The 17,520-nt window shown below is 63.0% G+C and carries 16 protein-coding genes; 10 read left to right on the plus strand and 6 right to left on the minus strand.

What is annotated here, in order from left to right; translation table 11 throughout:
- Positions 1-137: 137 nt before the first annotated feature.
- The 10 genes from HX839_RS13530 to HX839_RS13575 all read left to right on the plus strand — a co-directional run bounded on the left by HX839_RS13530 (position 138) and on the right by HX839_RS13575 (position 10,356).
- Positions 138-908, plus strand: a complete 771-nt coding sequence (locus tag HX839_RS13530; RefSeq protein ID WP_003215747.1) for a FadR/GntR family transcriptional regulator — start codon at positions 138-140, stop codon at positions 906-908.
- 96 nt (positions 909-1,004) lie between these two features.
- Positions 1,005-2,207 (plus strand): ABC transporter substrate-binding protein, encoded by a 1,203-nt coding sequence (locus tag HX839_RS13535; RefSeq protein WP_177010116.1) that lies wholly within the window; start codon positions 1,005-1,007, stop codon positions 2,205-2,207.
- A gap of 67 nt (positions 2,208-2,274) precedes the next feature.
- Positions 2,275-3,135: a branched-chain amino acid ABC transporter permease gene (locus tag HX839_RS13540; protein WP_177067167.1), complete on the plus strand. Its 861-nt coding sequence runs from the start codon at positions 2,275-2,277 to the stop codon at positions 3,133-3,135.
- A 1-nt stretch (position 3,136) separates the two neighbouring features.
- Positions 3,137-4,147 (plus strand): branched-chain amino acid ABC transporter permease, encoded by a 1,011-nt coding sequence (locus HX839_RS13545; protein WP_177067168.1) that lies wholly within the window; start codon positions 3,137-3,139, stop codon positions 4,145-4,147.
- Positions 4,144-4,893 (plus strand): ABC transporter ATP-binding protein, encoded by a 750-nt coding sequence (locus tag HX839_RS13550; protein WP_003215756.1) that lies wholly within the window; start codon positions 4,144-4,146, stop codon positions 4,891-4,893. The genes HX839_RS13545 and HX839_RS13550 overlap by 4 nt, the downstream gene beginning before the upstream one ends.
- Positions 4,893-5,588, plus strand: coding sequence for an ABC transporter ATP-binding protein (locus HX839_RS13555; RefSeq protein ID WP_003215757.1), 696 nt, complete (start codon positions 4,893-4,895; stop codon positions 5,586-5,588). Before HX839_RS13550 ends, HX839_RS13555 begins: the two co-directional genes overlap by 1 nt.
- A gap of 13 nt (positions 5,589-5,601) precedes the next feature.
- Positions 5,602-6,873, plus strand: a complete 1,272-nt coding sequence (locus HX839_RS13560; RefSeq protein WP_177067169.1) for a Zn-dependent hydrolase — start codon at positions 5,602-5,604, stop codon at positions 6,871-6,873.
- A complete protein-coding gene (locus HX839_RS13565) occupies positions 6,870-8,273 on the plus strand; it encodes an amidase (protein WP_177067170.1) in 1,404 nt (467 codons plus the stop codon). Before HX839_RS13560 ends, HX839_RS13565 begins: the two co-directional genes overlap by 4 nt.
- A 163-nt stretch (positions 8,274-8,436) precedes the next feature.
- On the plus strand, positions 8,437-9,300 hold the full coding sequence (locus HX839_RS13570) for a LysR family transcriptional regulator (protein ID WP_003215763.1): 864 nt from the start codon (positions 8,437-8,439) through the stop codon (positions 9,298-9,300).
- A 51-nt stretch (positions 9,301-9,351) separates the two neighbouring features.
- Positions 9,352-10,356, plus strand: a complete 1,005-nt coding sequence (locus HX839_RS13575) for a LacI family DNA-binding transcriptional regulator (RefSeq protein ID WP_003215765.1) — start codon at positions 9,352-9,354, stop codon at positions 10,354-10,356.
- Here HX839_RS13575 and HX839_RS13580 read toward each other — a convergent pair.
- The 6 genes from HX839_RS13580 to HX839_RS13605 form a co-directional block, all read right to left on the minus strand.
- Positions 10,353-11,078, minus strand: coding sequence for an SDR family oxidoreductase (locus HX839_RS13580; protein ID WP_177067171.1), 726 nt, complete (start codon positions 11,076-11,078; stop codon positions 10,353-10,355). The two genes, HX839_RS13575 and HX839_RS13580, sit on opposite strands and share 4 nt — an antisense overlap.
- Before the next feature lie 138 nt (positions 11,079-11,216).
- The gene (locus HX839_RS13585) at positions 11,217-12,749 is read right to left on the minus strand and encodes an FGGY-family carbohydrate kinase (protein ID WP_177029264.1); all 1,533 of its coding nucleotides are present in this window, start codon (positions 12,747-12,749) and stop codon (positions 11,217-11,219) included.
- 1 nt (position 12,750) lies between these two features.
- On the minus strand, positions 12,751-13,830 hold the full coding sequence (locus HX839_RS13590) for an alcohol dehydrogenase catalytic domain-containing protein (protein WP_032898587.1): 1,080 nt from the start codon (positions 13,828-13,830) through the stop codon (positions 12,751-12,753).
- Between the two features lie 69 nt (positions 13,831-13,899).
- Entirely contained in the window at positions 13,900-14,892 is a 993-nt protein-coding gene (locus HX839_RS13595; RefSeq protein ID WP_177021686.1) for an ABC transporter permease, read from the minus strand.
- On the minus strand, positions 14,858-16,366 hold the full coding sequence (locus HX839_RS13600) for a sugar ABC transporter ATP-binding protein (RefSeq protein ID WP_008430598.1): 1,509 nt from the start codon (positions 16,364-16,366) through the stop codon (positions 14,858-14,860). Before HX839_RS13600 ends, HX839_RS13595 begins: the two co-directional genes overlap by 35 nt.
- A 63-nt stretch (positions 16,367-16,429) precedes the next feature.
- The gene (locus tag HX839_RS13605) at positions 16,430-17,356 is read right to left on the minus strand and encodes a substrate-binding domain-containing protein (RefSeq protein ID WP_003215780.1); all 927 of its coding nucleotides are present in this window, start codon (positions 17,354-17,356) and stop codon (positions 16,430-16,432) included.
- Positions 17,357-17,520: the final 164 nt, after the last annotated feature.

Genomic DNA, 17,520 nt, shown 5'->3' on the forward strand with positions numbered 1-17,520 from the left:
CATAACCGAAGAAACGGATATGCACACCCCCACCATTTACGACCCATCCAAACCAAAAGCGACCCCCTCCGTTGACGCCCCACCCCAAACCCCTATTAAGTACTATTAATCCGCATTAATAGGATCAATCAAACACCATGCTAAGCCGCCCGCTGCGCCGCAAACGCCAGAAGCTCTCCGACGTGATCGTCGAGTCGGTCAAACGCTCCATCGTCACCGACGCCCTGAAGCCCGGCGACCGCTTGCCCACCGAACGCGAACTGATGGAAAGCTTCCAGTGCTCCAAAGGCTCCGCCCGCGAAGCCCTCAAGGCGCTGGAAGTCGAAGGCCTGGTCAACACCCGCACCGGCCCCAGCGGCGGCGCCTATCTCAACCAGGCCGGCACCGAACCCGCCAGCCGCGCCCTGCGCAACTATCTGCACTTCCAGCACCTGGACGGCGAGCAGGTCTACCAGCTGCGCAAAGTCATCGAAGTCGAACTCGCCGTCTCGGTCCTGGGCCGCCTGAGCGAAGACGACTACCGCGCCCTCCAGGACAACGTCGATTTCTGCAGCGCCCCCGAAGACAGCGAAGCCGGCCAACGCGAACAACGCATCGCCGAACTGGAATTCCACAACCTGCTGGCCAAGGCCTGCCCCAACCCGCTGCTGAGCTTCATGGCGCAATTCCTCAACGACCTGCTGCGTGACCTGGTCGTGCTGAAAAAAGCCTACAAACCCAAGCGCAAGCAATTCGACGCCGCCAACCTCGACTACCACAAACAACTGCTGATCGCCTTCCGGGCCGAAGACGAAGCCACCGTACGCAGCCTTATGCACGAACACATGTGCGACGCCGAACACCACATGACCGCCCTTGAAGGTGAAGTCAGCCCGCACTTTCTGCTGGAGTTCGACCACAACCACTAAGCCGCACCCTCCACCAATAAAAGGCCTGCCCACAGGCCGTGCTCCACCGTATCGCCATTGCCACTCCTGCCAATAACTAATCCAGGGAGTCACCCCATGCAGCGTCGTACGTTGTTGAAAGCCAGTCTCACCGCAGCCGCCGCCCTCAGCCTCCCGCTGAGCGTGCGCTCTGCATTCGCCGCCGAGCCTTTTACCTTTTACGGCCTCAAGTCCATGTCTGGCGCCTTTGCCAGTTATGGCAAATTTGCCGACATGGGTTCACGCCTCGCGGTGGAACAGTATCCCGAGTTGCTCGGCCGCCCGCTGGTCTACAAAGTGATCGACACCGAAGGCAACGCCGGCAAGGCCGTGCGTAAAGTCCAGGAAGCGATCCAGCAGGACGGCGCACGCTTTTTCCAGGGCTGTACCCTGTCGTCTTCGGCACTCGCGGTGGCCAAGGAAGTGAGCAAGGCCGGTGGCGTGTTCATGACCCCGGTGGGCGCCGATGAAGTCACCGGCAAGGACTGCAACAGCGCCACGTTCCGCTGGTCGGTGCCGACCTACGGCGCGATCCGCGAGACCCTCGTGCCGTTGATCAAGCTGCTGCCCGACGCCAAGCGCTGGTACACCATCACCCCGCAATACGTGTTCGGCGAAGCCCTGCTCGAAGGCGCCAAATCGGTGCTGGCCGAGCATGGCCTGGAACACGCCGGCAACAGCTACCACTCGCTGCAGGAGCAGGAGTTCTCCGGCTACCTGACCAATGCCATCGCCGCCAAACCCGACGTGCTGGTGCTGCTGAACTTCGGCAGCCAGTCGTCCAACACCCTGCGCCAGGCGGTGAACTTCGGTATCAAGGAGCGCATGAAAGTGTTGCTGGTGTGGTCCGCCGGCCTCGACCAGTTCCAGGAGCTGGGCAGTGACGTACTGGAAGGTGTGTACCTCGGCGCTCAGTACTGGCATCAGGTCGACACCCCGCTCAACCGTGACCTGGTGAAACTCACCAAGGCCAAATACGGCATCAACCCCACCTACCCGCTGGCCGCCGACTACATCAGCACCAAGGTCATGCTCGAAACCATCATCTCCACCGGCAGTTTCGACGGGCCGACCGTGGCCAAGGCCATGCAGGGCCTGAGCTACGAAGGCCCCACCGGCAAGGAGTCGATCCGCGCCGGCGACCATCAGGTGATCAAGGACTACTACCTGCTGGTGGGCAAGGCCGCAGGCGACATGGCCGACAAGGACGATCTGGCCAAGGTGCTCAGCTCCGGCCAGTCGTTCCCGCCGGTGGAAGCCACGGGCTGCGTGCTCGGCTGATCCGCTGAAAATCTACTGGTGACACAGCGCAGGGCCGCTCATGCGGCCACCTGCCGAGGGTTCCTGCATGCTTAATCTTTACCTGTTCCAGATTCTCAACGGCCTGGGCCTTGGGATGATCTACTTCCTGATCGCGGTCGGCTTGACGATCATTTTCGGCCTGCTGAACTTCGTCAACTTCGCCCACGGTGCGTTCTTTTTGCTGGGCGCCTACATCTGCTACACCGCCGTCAGCCTCACCGGCAGCTTCTGGCTGGCACTGCTGATCGCGCCGCTGGTGGTGGCCGCGCTGGCCTGGGTGATCGAGCGATTATTGATCCAGCGGATTTATCACTTGCCGCACATGTTCCAGATTCTGGTGACCCTGGGGATTGCCCTGATCATCCAGGAAGTCAGCGTGATGATCTGGGGCCCGGTGGGCAAGAGCGTCGCCGTACCGGAATTGCTGCGCGGGGTGCTGGTGGTGGGCGATTTTGTCTACCCCTACTACCGCCTGTTCCTGATCGTGTTCTCCGGCCTCGTCGGCCTGGGCCTGTGGCTGTTGCTGGAACGCACGCGCTTCGGCGCCCTGGTGCGGGCCGGCAGTGAAAGCACGGAAACCGTGTCCCTGCTGGGCACCAACATTTTCCGCCTGTTCTCCATGACCTTCGCCCTCGGCGTGGCCCTCGCCGGCGTCGCCGGTGTGCTGTTCGCCCCGTTGCGCGGCGCCCAGCCCTTCGTCGGCCCGGAAATCCTCGGCGTGGCGTTCGTGGTGGTGGTGATCGGCGGCATGGGTTCCTTCAGCGGTGCACTGGTGGGCGGCCTGCTGGTCGGCGTGGTGCAAAGCCTGATGACCACACTCTGGCCCCAGGGCGCGAGCCTGATGATCTACGGTGCGATGGCCGTGGTGATCCTGGTGCGTCCTTACGGCCTGTTCGGGAGAGCCTGACATGAGCGAGAAAAATCCCCTGCCGTTCGCCAAGACCCAGTCGCGCTACATGCTGCTGTTGGTGCTCGTGGTATTGATCGGCCTGCCTTTGATTCTGCCCTCGGCGACCCTGGCCACCGAGATTCTGATATTTGCCATGGCCGCCCTCGCCTGCAACCTGCTGCTGGGTTACACCGGGCTGCTGTCGTTCGGCCAAGGCATCTTCTTCGGGGCCGGCGCCTACTGCGCGGCGCTGTTGATGATTCACCTGCAACTGGGGCTGTTCAGCGCACTGCTGGGTGCCGCCGTCGCCGGTGGTTTCCTGGCTTTCCTGGTGGGTGCCCTGGCGATCCGCCGCACCGGCATTTACTTCGTAATGCTGACCCTGGCCTTCAGCCAGATGGCCTACTTCGTCGCCTACACCCTGAGCGACTGGACCGGCGGCGACAACGGCCTGCTCAGCGTGCCGCGCCCGGAAATCCGCATCGGTGACACCGTGCTGCTGTCGCTGACCGACGCCCGCGCGTTCTACGGGTTTGTCGCGGTGCTGTTCCTGCTGATCTTCATCGGTGCCCGCCGGGTGATCGCCTCTCCATTCGGCAGCACGCTGATGGCGATTCGCGAAAACGAAACCCGCGCTTCGGCCATCGGCTATGACACCCGCCACTTCAAGATCCTGGTGTTCGTGTTGTCCGGCGCCGTCACCGGGATTGCCGGGGCGCTGTACGCGATGCTGCTGCACTTTGTGCCGCTGTCGAACATCGACCTGGCGATGTCCGAAAACATCCTGATCATGACCATCGTCGGCGGCACCGGCTCGCTGTTCGGCTCGTTGCTGGGCGCCGGTTCCATCGTGCTGCTGGGGGACTTCCTTTCCGATCTGTGGCCGCGCTGGCTGATGCTGCTGGGGGTGATCCTGATCCTGGTGGTGATCTTCATGCGCGGCGGTTTGTGGGGCGGTCTGTCGACCCTGTTCGACCGTGTGCGCGGCAGCCGCAAGGCCGACGTTGTGAGCAAGGAGAAGCTGTCATGAGCATCCTGTTGGAAACCAAGAATCTGGAACTGGCCTACGGCGCATTCCACGCGGTGAACGGCGTCAACCTCAAGGTCGAAGCCGGCACCATCCACACCATCATCGGCCCCAATGGCGCCGGCAAGACCAGCCTGTTCCACTGCCTGACCGGCGAGCGCCAGGCCACCGCCGGAGCAATTCATTTCGACGGCAAGAACCTGATGCGCAAACCGGCCCACGGCCGCGTCGGCCTGGGCATGGCCCGCTCGTTCCAGCTCACCAGCCTGTTCCAGAACCTCAGCGTGCGCGAAAACCTGCGCCTGGCCGCCCAGGGCCGCGACGGAGCCCGCGCCCTGAACTTCTGGCGCCGGGTCGACAGCAAGCGCGAACACCTGGAAATGGCCGACCAGGTGCTGGAACGCCTGCAACTCACCGCCCGCGCCGACACCCTGGCCGGCGAGTTGTCCCACGGCCAGCAGCGGGTATTGGAAGTCGGCATGTCGATCTGCTCCAGACCCAAGCTGCTGATGCTCGACGAACCCACCTCGGGCATGGGCATCGACGACATCCCGATCATGACCCAACTGATCAGCGACCTCGGCCGCGACCATACCGTGCTGTTGATCGAGCACAACATGAGCATCGTCATGTCCATCAGCCAACGTATCACCGTGATGAGCCACGGCCAGATCCTGGTGGAAGGCACACCGGAATTCGTGCGCGCCGACGAGCGCGTGCGCACCGCCTATTTGGGAGAAGCCGCCTGATGCTGACCGTCGACAATATCCATTCCTACTACGACAAGAGCCACGTCCTTGAAGGCGTGTCCCTGACCGTCAACCCTGGCGAACTGGTGACCCTGCTGGGGCGCAACGGTGCCGGCAAGACCACCACCCTGCGTAGCATCCTCGGGATTATCTGCCCGCGCCAGGGCCAGATTCACTTCAACGGCCAGCCGCTGGTGGGGCAGAAAATCTTCGAAATCGCCCGCCAGGGTCTGGCGCTGGTGCCGGAGAACCGCGGGATTTTCCGCCTGCTCACGGTGGAGGAAAACCTGCGCATTGCCGTGCGCAAGACCAGCCGCTGGCAGATGGAAGACGTGTACGGCATGTTCCCGCGCCTCAGGGAGCGCCGTAAAAACGCCGGCCACGCGCTATCCGGCGGTGAGCAACAGATGCTCGCCATCGCCCGCGCGCTGCTCAACGATCCCAAGCTGCTGATCCTCGATGAGCCCACCGAAGGCCTCGCGCCGGTGATCGTCGACGAGTTGGTGAAGATCCTGCGCAAGGTCAAGGAAGACGGCCTGCCGGTGCTGCTGGTGGAACAGAACCTGATGGTCTGCGACAAGCTCGCCGACCGCCATTACGTCCTCGAACAGGGCCGCGTGGTGTACGAAGGCAGTGCCGAAGCCTTCCGCGCCGACCCGACGATCAAAAACCGTTACCTGGCCCTGAGTGCCTGACCGGAGACTGCTGATGAATAGTTTTGCGCAACCGCTCCAGAGCAACGCCCCGCTGATCAACCGCGAGCGCCTGTGGCAATCGCTGATGGACCTTGCCCGCCTCGGCGCCACACCCAAGGGCGGCGTGTGCCGCCTGGCCCTTACCGACCTCGACCGCCAGGCCCGCGACCTGTTCGTGCAATGGTGCGAAGCCGCCGGGTGCAGCGTCAGCGTCGACGCCATCGGCAACATCTTTGCCCGCCGTGCCGGGCGTAATCCGGCACTGGCGCCGGTGATGACCGGCAGCCATATCGACACCCAGCCTAGCGGCGGCAAGTTCGACGGTTGCTACGGCGTGATGGCCGGCCTGGAAGTGATCCGCACCCTCAATGATTTGAACATCGAGACCGAAGCGCCAATTGAAGTGGTGGTGTGGACCAACGAAGAAGGCTCGCGATTCCCGCCGTGCATGATGGGTTCCGGGGTGTTCGCCGGTAAGTTCGACCTGCAGGAAACCCTCGACAAACAGGACGAGCAAGGGCTGTCGGTGGGCGCTGAATTGCAGCGCATCGGCTATGCCGGTTCCCGCGCCGTGCTGGGCCATCCGGTGGGCGCCTATTTCGAGGCGCATATCGAGCAGGGTCCGGTGCTGGAAGACCAGGCCACCACCATCGGCGTGGTCATGGGCTGCCTGGGCCAGAAGTGGTTCGACCTGACGCTCACTGGCGTCGAAGCCCACGCGGGCCCGACGCCAATGCACCTGCGCAAGGACGCACTGGTAGGCGCGGCGCAAGTGGTCAGCGCGGTGAATCGCATCGCCCACGAACAACAACCCCATGCCTGCGGCACCGTCGGTTGCCTGAGCCTGCATCCCGGCTCGCGCAACGTGATTCCCGGCCAGGTGCACATGACCATCGACCTGCGCCACCTGCACGCCGACAAGCTGCAAGCGATGGTCGACGAAGTGCGCCAGGTGATCGAAGCCACCGCCGAGCAACACGGCTTGAGCTTTGAGCTGACACCCACTGCCGACTTCCCGCCGCTGGATTTCAACCCTGCCTGTGTCAACGCCGTGCGTGATGGCGCGAGCAGCCTGGGCCTGAGCCATATGGACATCGTCAGCGGCGCCGGGCATGACGCGATCTTCGTCGCCGAACTGGGCCCGGCCGGAATGATCTTTGTGCCGTGCGAAGGCGGCATCAGCCATAACGAAATCGAGAACGCCGCGCCGGATGACCTGGCGGCGGGCTGCGCGGTGTTGCTGCGGGCCATGGTCAACGCGGCGCAAGGAGGTGAAGCGGCATGACGGATATCGCCAACCTGACCGCAGTTGAGCTGCTGGCCCGCTATCGGGATAAAAGCCTGTCGCCGGTGGAGGTCACCGAAGACGCATTGCTGCGGATCGAACGCTACAACCCGGCGGTCAACGCCTACTGCCACGTCGACCCGGAAGGCGCCTTGAAGGCGGCGCGGAATTCGGAACAGCGCTGGCTCAAGGGCCAGCCGTGCGGGGCCCTGGACGGTGTGCCCGCGTCCATCAAGGATCTGACGCAGACCATCGGCATGCCGACGCGCAAGGGTTCGCGTACCACATCCGCCGAGGGTCGATGGGATGTGGATGCGCCCTTCTCGGCCTTCATGCGCAAGGCCGGCGCGGTATTGCTGGGCAAGACCACCACGCCGGAATTCGGCTGGAAAGGCGTCACCGATAACCCGCTGTATGGCATTACCCGCAACCCGTGGGACACGCGCATGACGGCGGGCGGTTCGTCCGGTGGTGCCGGTGCGGCGGCAGCCTTGAACCTCGGCGTACTGCACCAGGGCAGCGACGCCGGCGGCTCGATCCGGATTCCCTGTGCCTTCACCGGCACCTTCGGCCTCAAGCCGACCTTCGGTTATGTGCCGCAATGGCCGGCCAGTTCGATGACGATTCTGTCGCACCTGGGGCCGATGACCCGCACGGTGGAAGACTCAGTGCTGATGCTGCAAACCATCGCCCAGCCGGATGCGCGGGATGGTTTGATCGGCGCGCCCCGGACCACGCCATGGTTGCACGCCGGGGCTGATTTGAAGGGGCTGCGTATCGCCTATAGCCCGAACTTCGGTTATGTCGACGTGGACCCGCAAGTGGCCAGGGTGGTCGCCCAGGCGGTAGAAGGTCTGGTGCAGCTGGGCGCGCAGGTTGAACAGATTGATCCGGGGTTCAGTGATCCGCTGGAGGTGTTCAATACTTTATGGTTTGCCGGTGCAGCACGCCTGGCCGGGCCGTTGAGCGATGCCCAGCGGCAATTGATGGACGAGGGGTTGCTGCGCATTGCCCGACTGGGCGAGCAGATCAGCCTCAGCGATTACAGCGCCGCTCTGGAAGCACGGGCAGCGCTCGTGGCGCGCATGGCGGCATTCCATGAGCATTACGATGTGCTGGTTTCGCCGATGATGCCGATCACCGCGTTCGAGGCCGGGCACAATGTGCCGCCGGGTTCGGGACTAGGGGAATGGATGGAGTGGACGCCGTTTACCTATCCCTTCAACCTGACCCAGCAACCGGCGGCGTCGGTGCCGTGCGGGTTGGCGGCCAATGGGTTGCCGGTGGGGCTGCATGTGGTGGGGGCGCGGTTTGCGGATGAGCAGGTGCTGAAGGTTTGCCAGGTTTATGCCAAGGCTTTTCCAACCGAGCACCTGCAAGCCCCCAAAACCCCAACTTGAAATGCAATCAAACTGTGGGAGCGGGCTTGCTCGCGAAGGCGGTGTGTCAGTCACCGGATATCTTGACTGACACACCGCCTTCGCGAGCAAGCCCGCTCCCACATTTTTGTCCGTATTCCAATCATCAGCCCCTACAATGCCTCCTATCATCCAAGGGGGTTTCATGGACATCGAACTGGCACGCACCTTCCTCGAAATCACCCGCTGCGGCAGCCTCGCCGCGGCGGCCGAGAAACTGCACGTCACCCAGACGGCAATCACCGCCCGGGTCAAAAACCTCGAAAGCCAGCTCAACAGTACCCTGTTCGTGCGCAACCGCGCCGGTGCCCGCCTGACCCCGGACGGCGAGGCGTTCGTGGTCTACGCCAACCAGCTTGTCCAGACCTGGGAAGCCGCACGCCGCGACCTGCCATTACCCGATGGCTACCGCAACGTGCTGCACATCGGTGGCGAAGTCAGCCTGTGCAACCCGCTGATGCTCGGCTGGGCCCAGGCCTTGCGTGAACACATTCCCGGCCATGCTTTGCGCACCGAGATTCGCGAAGGCGAGTACCTGTTACGCCAGCTGGAACTGGGGGTGCTGGACGCCGCGCTGGTGTTCCAGCCGCAATACTGGCCGGGGTTGCAGGTGGAGCAGGTGCTGGAAGAAAAACTGATCCTGGTGCAACTGGCCGCCCGGCCCGAGCCCTACGTGTATATCGACTGGGGCCAGGGCTTTCGCCAGCAGCACGACGCCGCACTGCCGGACAAGGCCCGCGCAGCCCTGAGTTTCAATCTGGGGCCACTGGCGTTGCAGTACATCCTGGAAAACGGCGGTGCCGGGTATTTCCGCACGCGGGTGGTACAGAGCTACCTCGACAGCGGTGTGATGGAACGGGTGCCCAAGGCGCCGGAGTTCAGCTTCCCGACGTACCTGGTGTATTCCCGCGAGCGCGACTCGGCGGTTTTGCAGCAGGCACTGGCCTTGCTGCGGGCGGTGGTGGAGGCGGAAAAGGATTGGTCGCAGCGCTGGGATCCGGTGATTTGAAGCCGTGCCCATGGTAGCCTCAGGTTGTTTTCTCCTGGTTCCCCCCTGCCGATGAACAAGAAAAAGTCCGTCACCATCAGCGACATCGCCAAACGGGTCAACATGACCACCATCACGGTGTCCCGGGCGCTGAGCAAACCCGACCTGGTCAAGCCCGCCACCCTGGCGCGGATTCTCGAAGTGGCGCGGGAGCTGGACTATGTGCCCAACGCCTTTGCCCGCGGGCTCAAGCGCAGTGAAAGCCTGATCATCGGCGTGATCACCGCTTCGGTCGACAACCCCTTCTACAGCGAGATGATCAAGGCGATTTCCCGCGAGGCGAAAAAGCACGGCTACACCATCATGCTGGTGGATACCGACGAACTGGAAGAACTGGAAAGCAAGGCAGTCGACACACTGCTGGGCTACCGCGTGGCGGGGATCATCCTGTCGCCGGTCTCCGACGAGCCCAGCTACCAGCCGGACTATCTGGAGCGCCTGGGTAACGGCAAGACGCCGGTGGTGCTGCTCGATCGCACGATCCACGACAGCCCGTTCAGCCGCGTGGTGCTGGACAACTATCACAGCGGCATCGAGGCGGCGCAGTACCTGGTGCGGCAAACCCCGAACCTCAAGCGCCTGCTGGTGCTGACCGGGCCCGAGCATTCGCGCATCACCATGGAACGCCTCAAGGGCCTGAAAGAAGTGCTGGCCGAGCATCCTCAGGTGCACGTTGAAGTGTGTGCCGGCGACTACACGCTGATGCCCTCCTACCTGCACACCCTCGACTATCTGGCCGAGCACTCGGCGCCGGACGCGATCATGGGCTTCAACCAGTTGATCACCCTGGGCGCGCTGCGTGCGCTGCGCATGCACAACATCCCCCACGACAGCCTGACCATCTGCGGCATCGACCGCCTGCCCTTTGCCGATATCTTCGGCGTGCCGATTGCCTGCGTGGCCCACGACGCGTCACTGGCCGGCAGCAGCGCGGTGCGGCTGCTGCTGGACCGTCTCGAAGACCCGCACAAACCGCGGGACAAGGTGGTGATCGCCGGCAAGCTGGAGAACGGCTAGCGGCTGGTGTAGCCGCCGTCGATCGGCAGGCTGACGCCGCTGATCATGCTGGCGGCATCGCTCAGCAGGAACAACACCGGCAGGGCCACTTCCGCCGTTTCGGCAAATCGCCCCAGGGGAATCGCCGCCAATGCCGGGTCGCGCTTGGCGGGCGCCGACCAGGCCATCTGTGCCATGGGCGTGAGGGTGACGGTGGGGTTGACGCTGTTGACGCGAATTCCGAAGCGGCCCCATTCGGCGCATTGCACGCGGGTGATGGCGTCCAGTGCGGCCTTGGAGGCGCAGTAGCCGAGGTGATCGTCCAGGGCTACCAGTGAGGCCTGGCTTGAGACGTTGACGATGCTGCCGGGAATCTTCGCTTCAATCATCGCCGCAGCGATACGGCTGGCGACCTGGGCCGCGGCGCGGGCGTTGACATTCATCACCTGGTCGAAGGCTTCGGCGCTGATGGCCGCGGCGGGTTCCAGGCGGGAAATGCCGGCGCTGTTGACCAGTCCATGCATCGGCGGCAGGCCTTGCAGGGCCAGGTCCAGGGCGGCGCTGTTGGCGATGTCCAGGCACAGGGTTTCGCAACCGAGCTGGGCCAGGGCCTGAGCGTCGCGGCCCAGGGCAAACACCTGGGCGCCGCTGGCGATCAGTTGGAGGGCAATTTCCCGGCCGATGCCGCTGCTGGCGCCGGTGACGAGGATGCGCTGCTTGGTGAAGTCAAAAATAGCGTTCATGGTTCACGATCTCTAAAACGATGGAGATCCCATGTGGGAGCGGGCTTGCTCGCGAATGCGGTGGGTCAGGCAATAAATCCGGCACTGATACACCGTATTCGCGAGCAAGCCCGCTCCCACATTTGGATCAGTGTTCGCTTAATTCAATTGCAAGCTGTGCATCACCGGTTTCAAGGCCGGATACAGCTCCAGATAGCTGGCAAACGCCCGGTCATACACCCCGACATTCCCCGCCTCCGGCTCCGCCCGCAGCTCCAACTGCACCCAACCTTTCTCCATCTGCCGGTCATCCACCACCCCCACCGCATGGGCCGCCAACAACGCCGCGCCCAAGGCCGCCTCCACCTCTTGCACAATGGTGTAGACCGGGAAGTGGGTGATGTCCGCAATAATCTGCATCCACAAATCCGAATGGCTCGCCCCACCCACCACAATCAGCCGTGGATCAAGGGAATGCGCCCCACGGGTGCCCGCTTCGATATTGTGCCGCAGGGCAAAACTCACCCCTTCGAGCACCGCGCGGTACAGGTGGATCCGGCTGTGATACAGGTTCAGCCCGACAAAGCTGCCGCTGGCCCGGTCATCCCACACCGGGCTGCGTTCGCCCATGAGATACGGCAGGAACAACAGCCCTTCGCTGCCCGCCGGGATCTTTGCGGCGCTCTGCTCCAGCAGCCACAAACTGTCCTGGCCAGTCTCTTTCGCCTGCTGCTCCTCAGCCTGGCAGAACTGTTCGCGAAACCAGCTCACCGACGCCCCGGCGGTGATCGCACCACCGAAGATGTACAGGTCCTGATGGCCGTTATAGACATGGGGCATGCTCACCAGGCCATGGCGCGCATCCACCTGCTGATTGAGATAACCCCAGCACATGCTGGTGCCGATCATCGCCACGTGATTGCCCGGCCGCGTCACCCCGGCCGCCAATGTGGCCATGGCCGCATCCACGCCCCCGGCCAGGATCGGCGTACCGGCCTGCAAGCCCAACCGCCGGGCCCATTCCTCCAGCAAACCACCGACCACTTCACCGGAATACAGCAAACGCTCCGGCATCATCGCCAACGGAATCCCAAGCGCCGCCAGCATCTCGGCCGACCAGCCGCGCCGGGCCACATCGTAGACGCCACCGATATTGCCGGCGCTGCTGTGGTCCACCGCCAACTCACCGGTCAGGCACCAGTTGATGTAGCTGTTGGGCGGCAGCAGGTAGCGGGTGTTGGCCCACACCTGCGGCTGGTGCTGCTTGAGCCAGAGCATCTTGGTGAAACCGTAGTAGCTGTCCACCGAGTTGCCGGTGATCGTGAACAGCCGCTCCAGGTCCACATGCTCGCGCACCCACTCCACCTGCTCGCCCGCGCGCCGGTCCATCCAGATCAGGCATGGGTGCAGCGGCGTGATCTGCTCGTCCACAGCAATTCCGGAGCCGCCGTACAGGCTGCTGATGCACAGCGCCTTGACCTGCTCTTTCGCCACGCCGGCCTTCGCCATGCACTGGGCGACGCAGGCCTCCACCGCATCCAGCCAGACCTGCGGCCACTGCTCGGCCCAGCGTACTTTCGGGGTATCCACGCGATACCCCTGGCTGTGCTGGGCGATGATCAGGCCGTCCGCATCCACCAGCAGCGCCTTGGTGCTTTGCGTGCCGATGTCCACACCCATTACGTAGTTCATGTCAGAGCACCGGCTTCAGCAGCACCTTGATCGACTTGGTCGAGTTGGCCAGCTCAAACGCTTCGGCCCAGCTGTCCAGCCCGAAGTCATGGGTCACGATGCCCTTGGACGTCACCAGGCCACGCTCGAACAAGTCGATGGCCACCGGGTAGCAATACGGCCCCAGGTGCGCACCGCGTACGTCCAGCTCCTTGCGGTCGCCGATGATCGACCAGTCGGCGCTGGTCTCGGCGCCAAACACGCTGAACTCGACAAACCGCCCGAGCTTGCGAATCAGATCCAGGCCCTGGGTAACGCCCGCCGGTACGCCGGTGGTTTCGATGTACACGTCGCAGCCGTAGTTGTCGGTCAGGCTATTGATGATCTCCCGGGCGTTATCCCGGGACGGGTTGATCACTACGTCGGCACCGTACTGCTTCGCCAGTTCCAGGCGCTCGTCGACCATGTCGATCACCACCAGTTTCTTCGGCGTTTTTAGCGCTGCCACCTGCACCATGCACAGGCCCAGGGTGCCGGCACCGGCGATCACCAGCACGTCATCCAGCTGGATCTCACCGCGGTTGACGGTGTGAATCGCGCAGGACATCGGCTCGATCAGCGCCGAATCTTCCAGGGACACCGACTCCGGAATCTTGTGCACGATGGCAGTCTTGGGAATACGCATGTACTGGGCCATGCCACCCTCGGCGACTTCACGCTGGAAGCCGAAGATGTTGTGCACCTCGCACATCCAGTACTTGCCGGACTTGCAGAAGCGGCACTTGCCACATGGCACGATCTGCTCGGCGATCACCTTGTCGCCGACCTTCACCTCAAAGTGCTCCTCGGCGCCCTCGCCCGCTTCCACCACGTAGCCAAAGAACTCGTGCCCCGGCACCACCGGGGCCTTGACCCACGGGTTGTCGCCGCCCCAGAACATCGCGGCGCCCGAGTGGCATTTGCAGTCACTGGCGCAGATGCCGCAGGCGGCGATGCGAATCACCAGTTCATTGACCCGCGCCTGGGGTTTGCTGATGCGTTCCAGGCGGTAGTCTTTCGGGCCGTGGCAGACGACGGCTTGCATTTGGTTGTGCTTTTCCATGATGTGCGGACCTTTCTTGAGCATGAGAGAACCCATCGCGGCCACCATGGCCGCGTGGAGATAACCGGTTTACTTGTGGCGCTGACGGCTGATAAAGATCGCCAGCAAAATGATCCCGCCCTTGATCACGCTCTGGACATAGGGCGAGACCCCGAGCATGTTCAAGCCGTTGTTCAACACCCCCAGCAGCATGGCGCCGAGCAAGGTGCCGACGATTACCCCGCGCCCACCGGCAATCGAGGCGCCGCCCAGGACCACCGCGGCAATCGCATCGAGTTCGAACGACACCCCGGCATTCGGCTGGCCGCTCATCAAGCGCGAGGTCAGCACCAGCCCGGCAATCGCAGCGGTGAAACCGCTGATGCCATACACCAGCAACTTGAAGCGCGCCGCCCGCACGCCGGACAGGCGTACCGCTTCCTCGTTGCCGCCGATCGCGTAGATATAGCGGCCGATGCGGGTGTGTTGCAGCAGCACATAGGCCGCCAGGTACGTCACCAACATGATCAGGATCGGCACCGAAATGCCGAACAGGCTTTCGCGGCCAAAGAAGCCGAACCACTCCGGCAAACCGGAAATCGGATAGCCGTCGGTGTACATCAGGCCGAACCCGCGGGCGATGCCCATGGTCGCCAGGGTGACGATGATCGGCGGCATGTGCAGGTAGGCGACGAACAGGCCATTGCCGATGCCGAACGCCACGCCGACCAGCATCCCGGCGCCAATTGCCAGGCCCGGCGGCAAGCCTGCGACCATCAAGCCGGCGGTCAAGGTGCCGGACAACGCCATCACCGGCCCCACCGACAAATCGATGCCGCCGGTGAGAATCACGCAGGTCATGCCCACCGCGATAATCGCGTTGATCGACACCTGGCGCGCGATGTTCGACAGGTTGTTGGCCGTCAGGAAGTTATCGCTGGCGAAGATCATCACCAACGTCACCACCAGCAGCCCGACAAAGGGATAGAACGCCGGTGAGCGAATCAGCCGCGCCAGGTTCAGGCGCAGCCGGCCAGGCCCCACGGCATTAATGGACGTATTCACTTGAGCCCCCTGTTGCATGGCGCATGACCTCTTGAGGATTGACGGCAGACGCTTCCAGTACCTTGACGATGGCGCCCTTGTGGAACACCGCGACGCGGTCGCACATGCCGATGACTTCCGGCAGTTCCGAGGAAATCATGATGATTGCGTAGCCCTGTTCGGTGAGGCTGCGCATCAGTGCGTAGATCTGTGCCTTGGCACCGACGTCGATGCCACGGGTGGGTTCGTCGAACACCAGCACGTCGCAGTGATGGTTGATCCAGCGGGCAATCACGACTTTCTGCTGGTTGCCGCCGCTGAGGTTGAACACCCGGCTCTCGCCGCTGGGGGCCTTGATCGACAGCTGGCGCATCAGCGCTTCCACGCTGGCGCATTCCTTGTCCTTGTCGATCAGGCCGCTGGCGTTCTGGTATTTGGGCAGGTTGTTGAGAGAGATGTTTTCGCGAATGCTGAAATCGGTGATCAGCCCTTCGGTCTTGCGGCTTTCCGGCAGCAGGCCGATGCCATGGGCCAAGGCCTGGGCCGGGTCGTCGAGGGTGATTTGTTCACCCCGCAGCCACACGTCTTTGCTCACCGACGGCAGCGCGCCCATCATGCCCAGCGCCAATTCGGTACGCCCGGAACCCACCAGGCCGGCAAAGCCGAGAATCTCGCCCTTGTGCAATTCAAAGTGGTTATGGGGGCCGTTGCGCACCAACTGGATGTCCTTGACCTCCAGCAACAGCGGCCCGCGTGCGGCGGTGGGCTTGGGCGGAAAACTGCACTCCAGGCGCCGCCCGACCATCATTTCCACCAGGCGGTCGATATCGCTGTCGGCCACATCGGTGACGCCCACATTGCCGCCGTCGCGCAGCACGCTGATGCGGTCGCAGACCTGGAAAATCTCCTCCAGGTGGTGGGAGATAAAAATCACCGCCACACCCTGGCGCTTGAGTTCACGCATGATTTCGAACAGCAGCTCGGCTTCGCTCGGCGTGAGGGTGGCGGTGGGTTCGTCGAGCACCAGCAGCCGCGCGTCCAGGGCCAGCGCCTTGGCGATCTCGACGAATTGCTGCTCGGCCACGCTCAGGTGCCTGACCGCGCATTGCAGGTCAATACTGACACCGAGGCGCTTGAACAACGCCTCGCTGGCCTCGACCATTTCGCGCTTGCGCAACAGGCCAAAACGGTTGCTCAGCTCGTGGCCGAGGAAGATATTTTCCACCGCCGTGAGGTAGGGAATCAGGCTGAATTCCTGGAACACAATGCCGATGCCGGCGGCAATCGCATCACGATACGTCGCGAACTGCCGAGCCTCGCCGTCGATCAGGATCTGCCCTTCGTCCTGGTGCTCGACCCCGCCAAGGATCTTCATCAAGGTCGATTTGCCTGCACCGTTTTCCCCGAGCAAGGCATGAATCTCGCCGCGCTGCACTTCCAGGTTGATCGCCTTGAGGGCTTGCACCCCCGGGTAGCGCTTACAGATATTTTCCAGCTTCAGAAGACTGCTCATACCGCCGACCTCGCATTCAGATGGATGACCTGTGCCCCACGCCTGGCGTGGGGCCTGGGTGTTTTACCAACTGAAATCCTTGGCCTTGGCCTGGTCAATCAGGGTGATGTCCACCGGGATCGTGGCCGGCACTTGCGAGCCCCACTTCTTGGCCAGGGCGATGCCCAGGGCGAGGCGGATCTGGTCACGGGGGTATTGCGCGGAGGTGGCGATGAATTTGCTGCCGGGTTTCTGGATGGCCTTGATCGCTTCCGGCGCGCCGTCGACGCTCACCAGCTTGACGTCCAGGCCGCTGGCTTCGATGGCCGAGAGGGCGCCGAGGGAGCCGTTGTCATTGACGCTGAAAATGCCCTTGAGGGTGGGCTGGGCCTGCAGCATGTTTTCGGTGACGGTCAGCGCCTGGTCACGTTCCTGCTTGCCGTTCTGGATGCTCACGATCTTGATGTCCGGGTGCTTGGCCACGGCCTCCTTGCAACCGCGCACGCGCTCCAGGATCGGTACCACGGCGATGCCGTCGAGGATGGCGATATTGCCCTTGTCCCCGATGTTCTTGGCCAAGTATTCGCAGGCCTGGAAGCCGGCGTCGAAGTTTTTCGAGCCGACGAAGGAGTCCAGTGGGCCTTCGGCCTGGGCGTCGACGGCGACCACGACTACGCCGGCGGCGTGGGCGGATTTGACGGCTGATTGCACACCAACGGAATCGGTGGGGTTGATCAGCAGGATGTCGATGCCCTTTTGCAGCATGTCTTCGACGTCGCTGACCTGTTTGGACACGTCGTGGCGGGCGTCGGTGATGATCAACTGCGCACCGATGGTCGCCCCGGCTTCCTGCAGGGCGTCTTTCATGGTGACGAAGTAAGGGTTGTTGATTTCCTGGAAGGACGCGCCGATGCGGATGGGGGCGGGTTTGGTGTCGGCCAGTGCCAGGCCAGCGGTGCCAAGATTGATGCTCAGAGCCAACAAACACAGGGTTTTCGGAAGCATTTTCATGGTGGGGATCTCTGTTTTGTTTTTATTTTTAGAGCAAATGTTATCGTTAACATTTTGTAAGAAGCTAGCAAAGAAATTGGGGGGTCGCAAGGGGTGATTGATCGGTGGTGGCGGGTGTGGTGGACATATCTGTTGCTGCGGTAACGGCCGCTTATGGTTCCGCT

This window comes from Pseudomonas sp. I8001 (assembly GCF_013385345.1).
In the GTDB taxonomy this organism is placed as follows: domain Bacteria; phylum Pseudomonadota; class Gammaproteobacteria; order Pseudomonadales; family Pseudomonadaceae; genus Aquipseudomonas.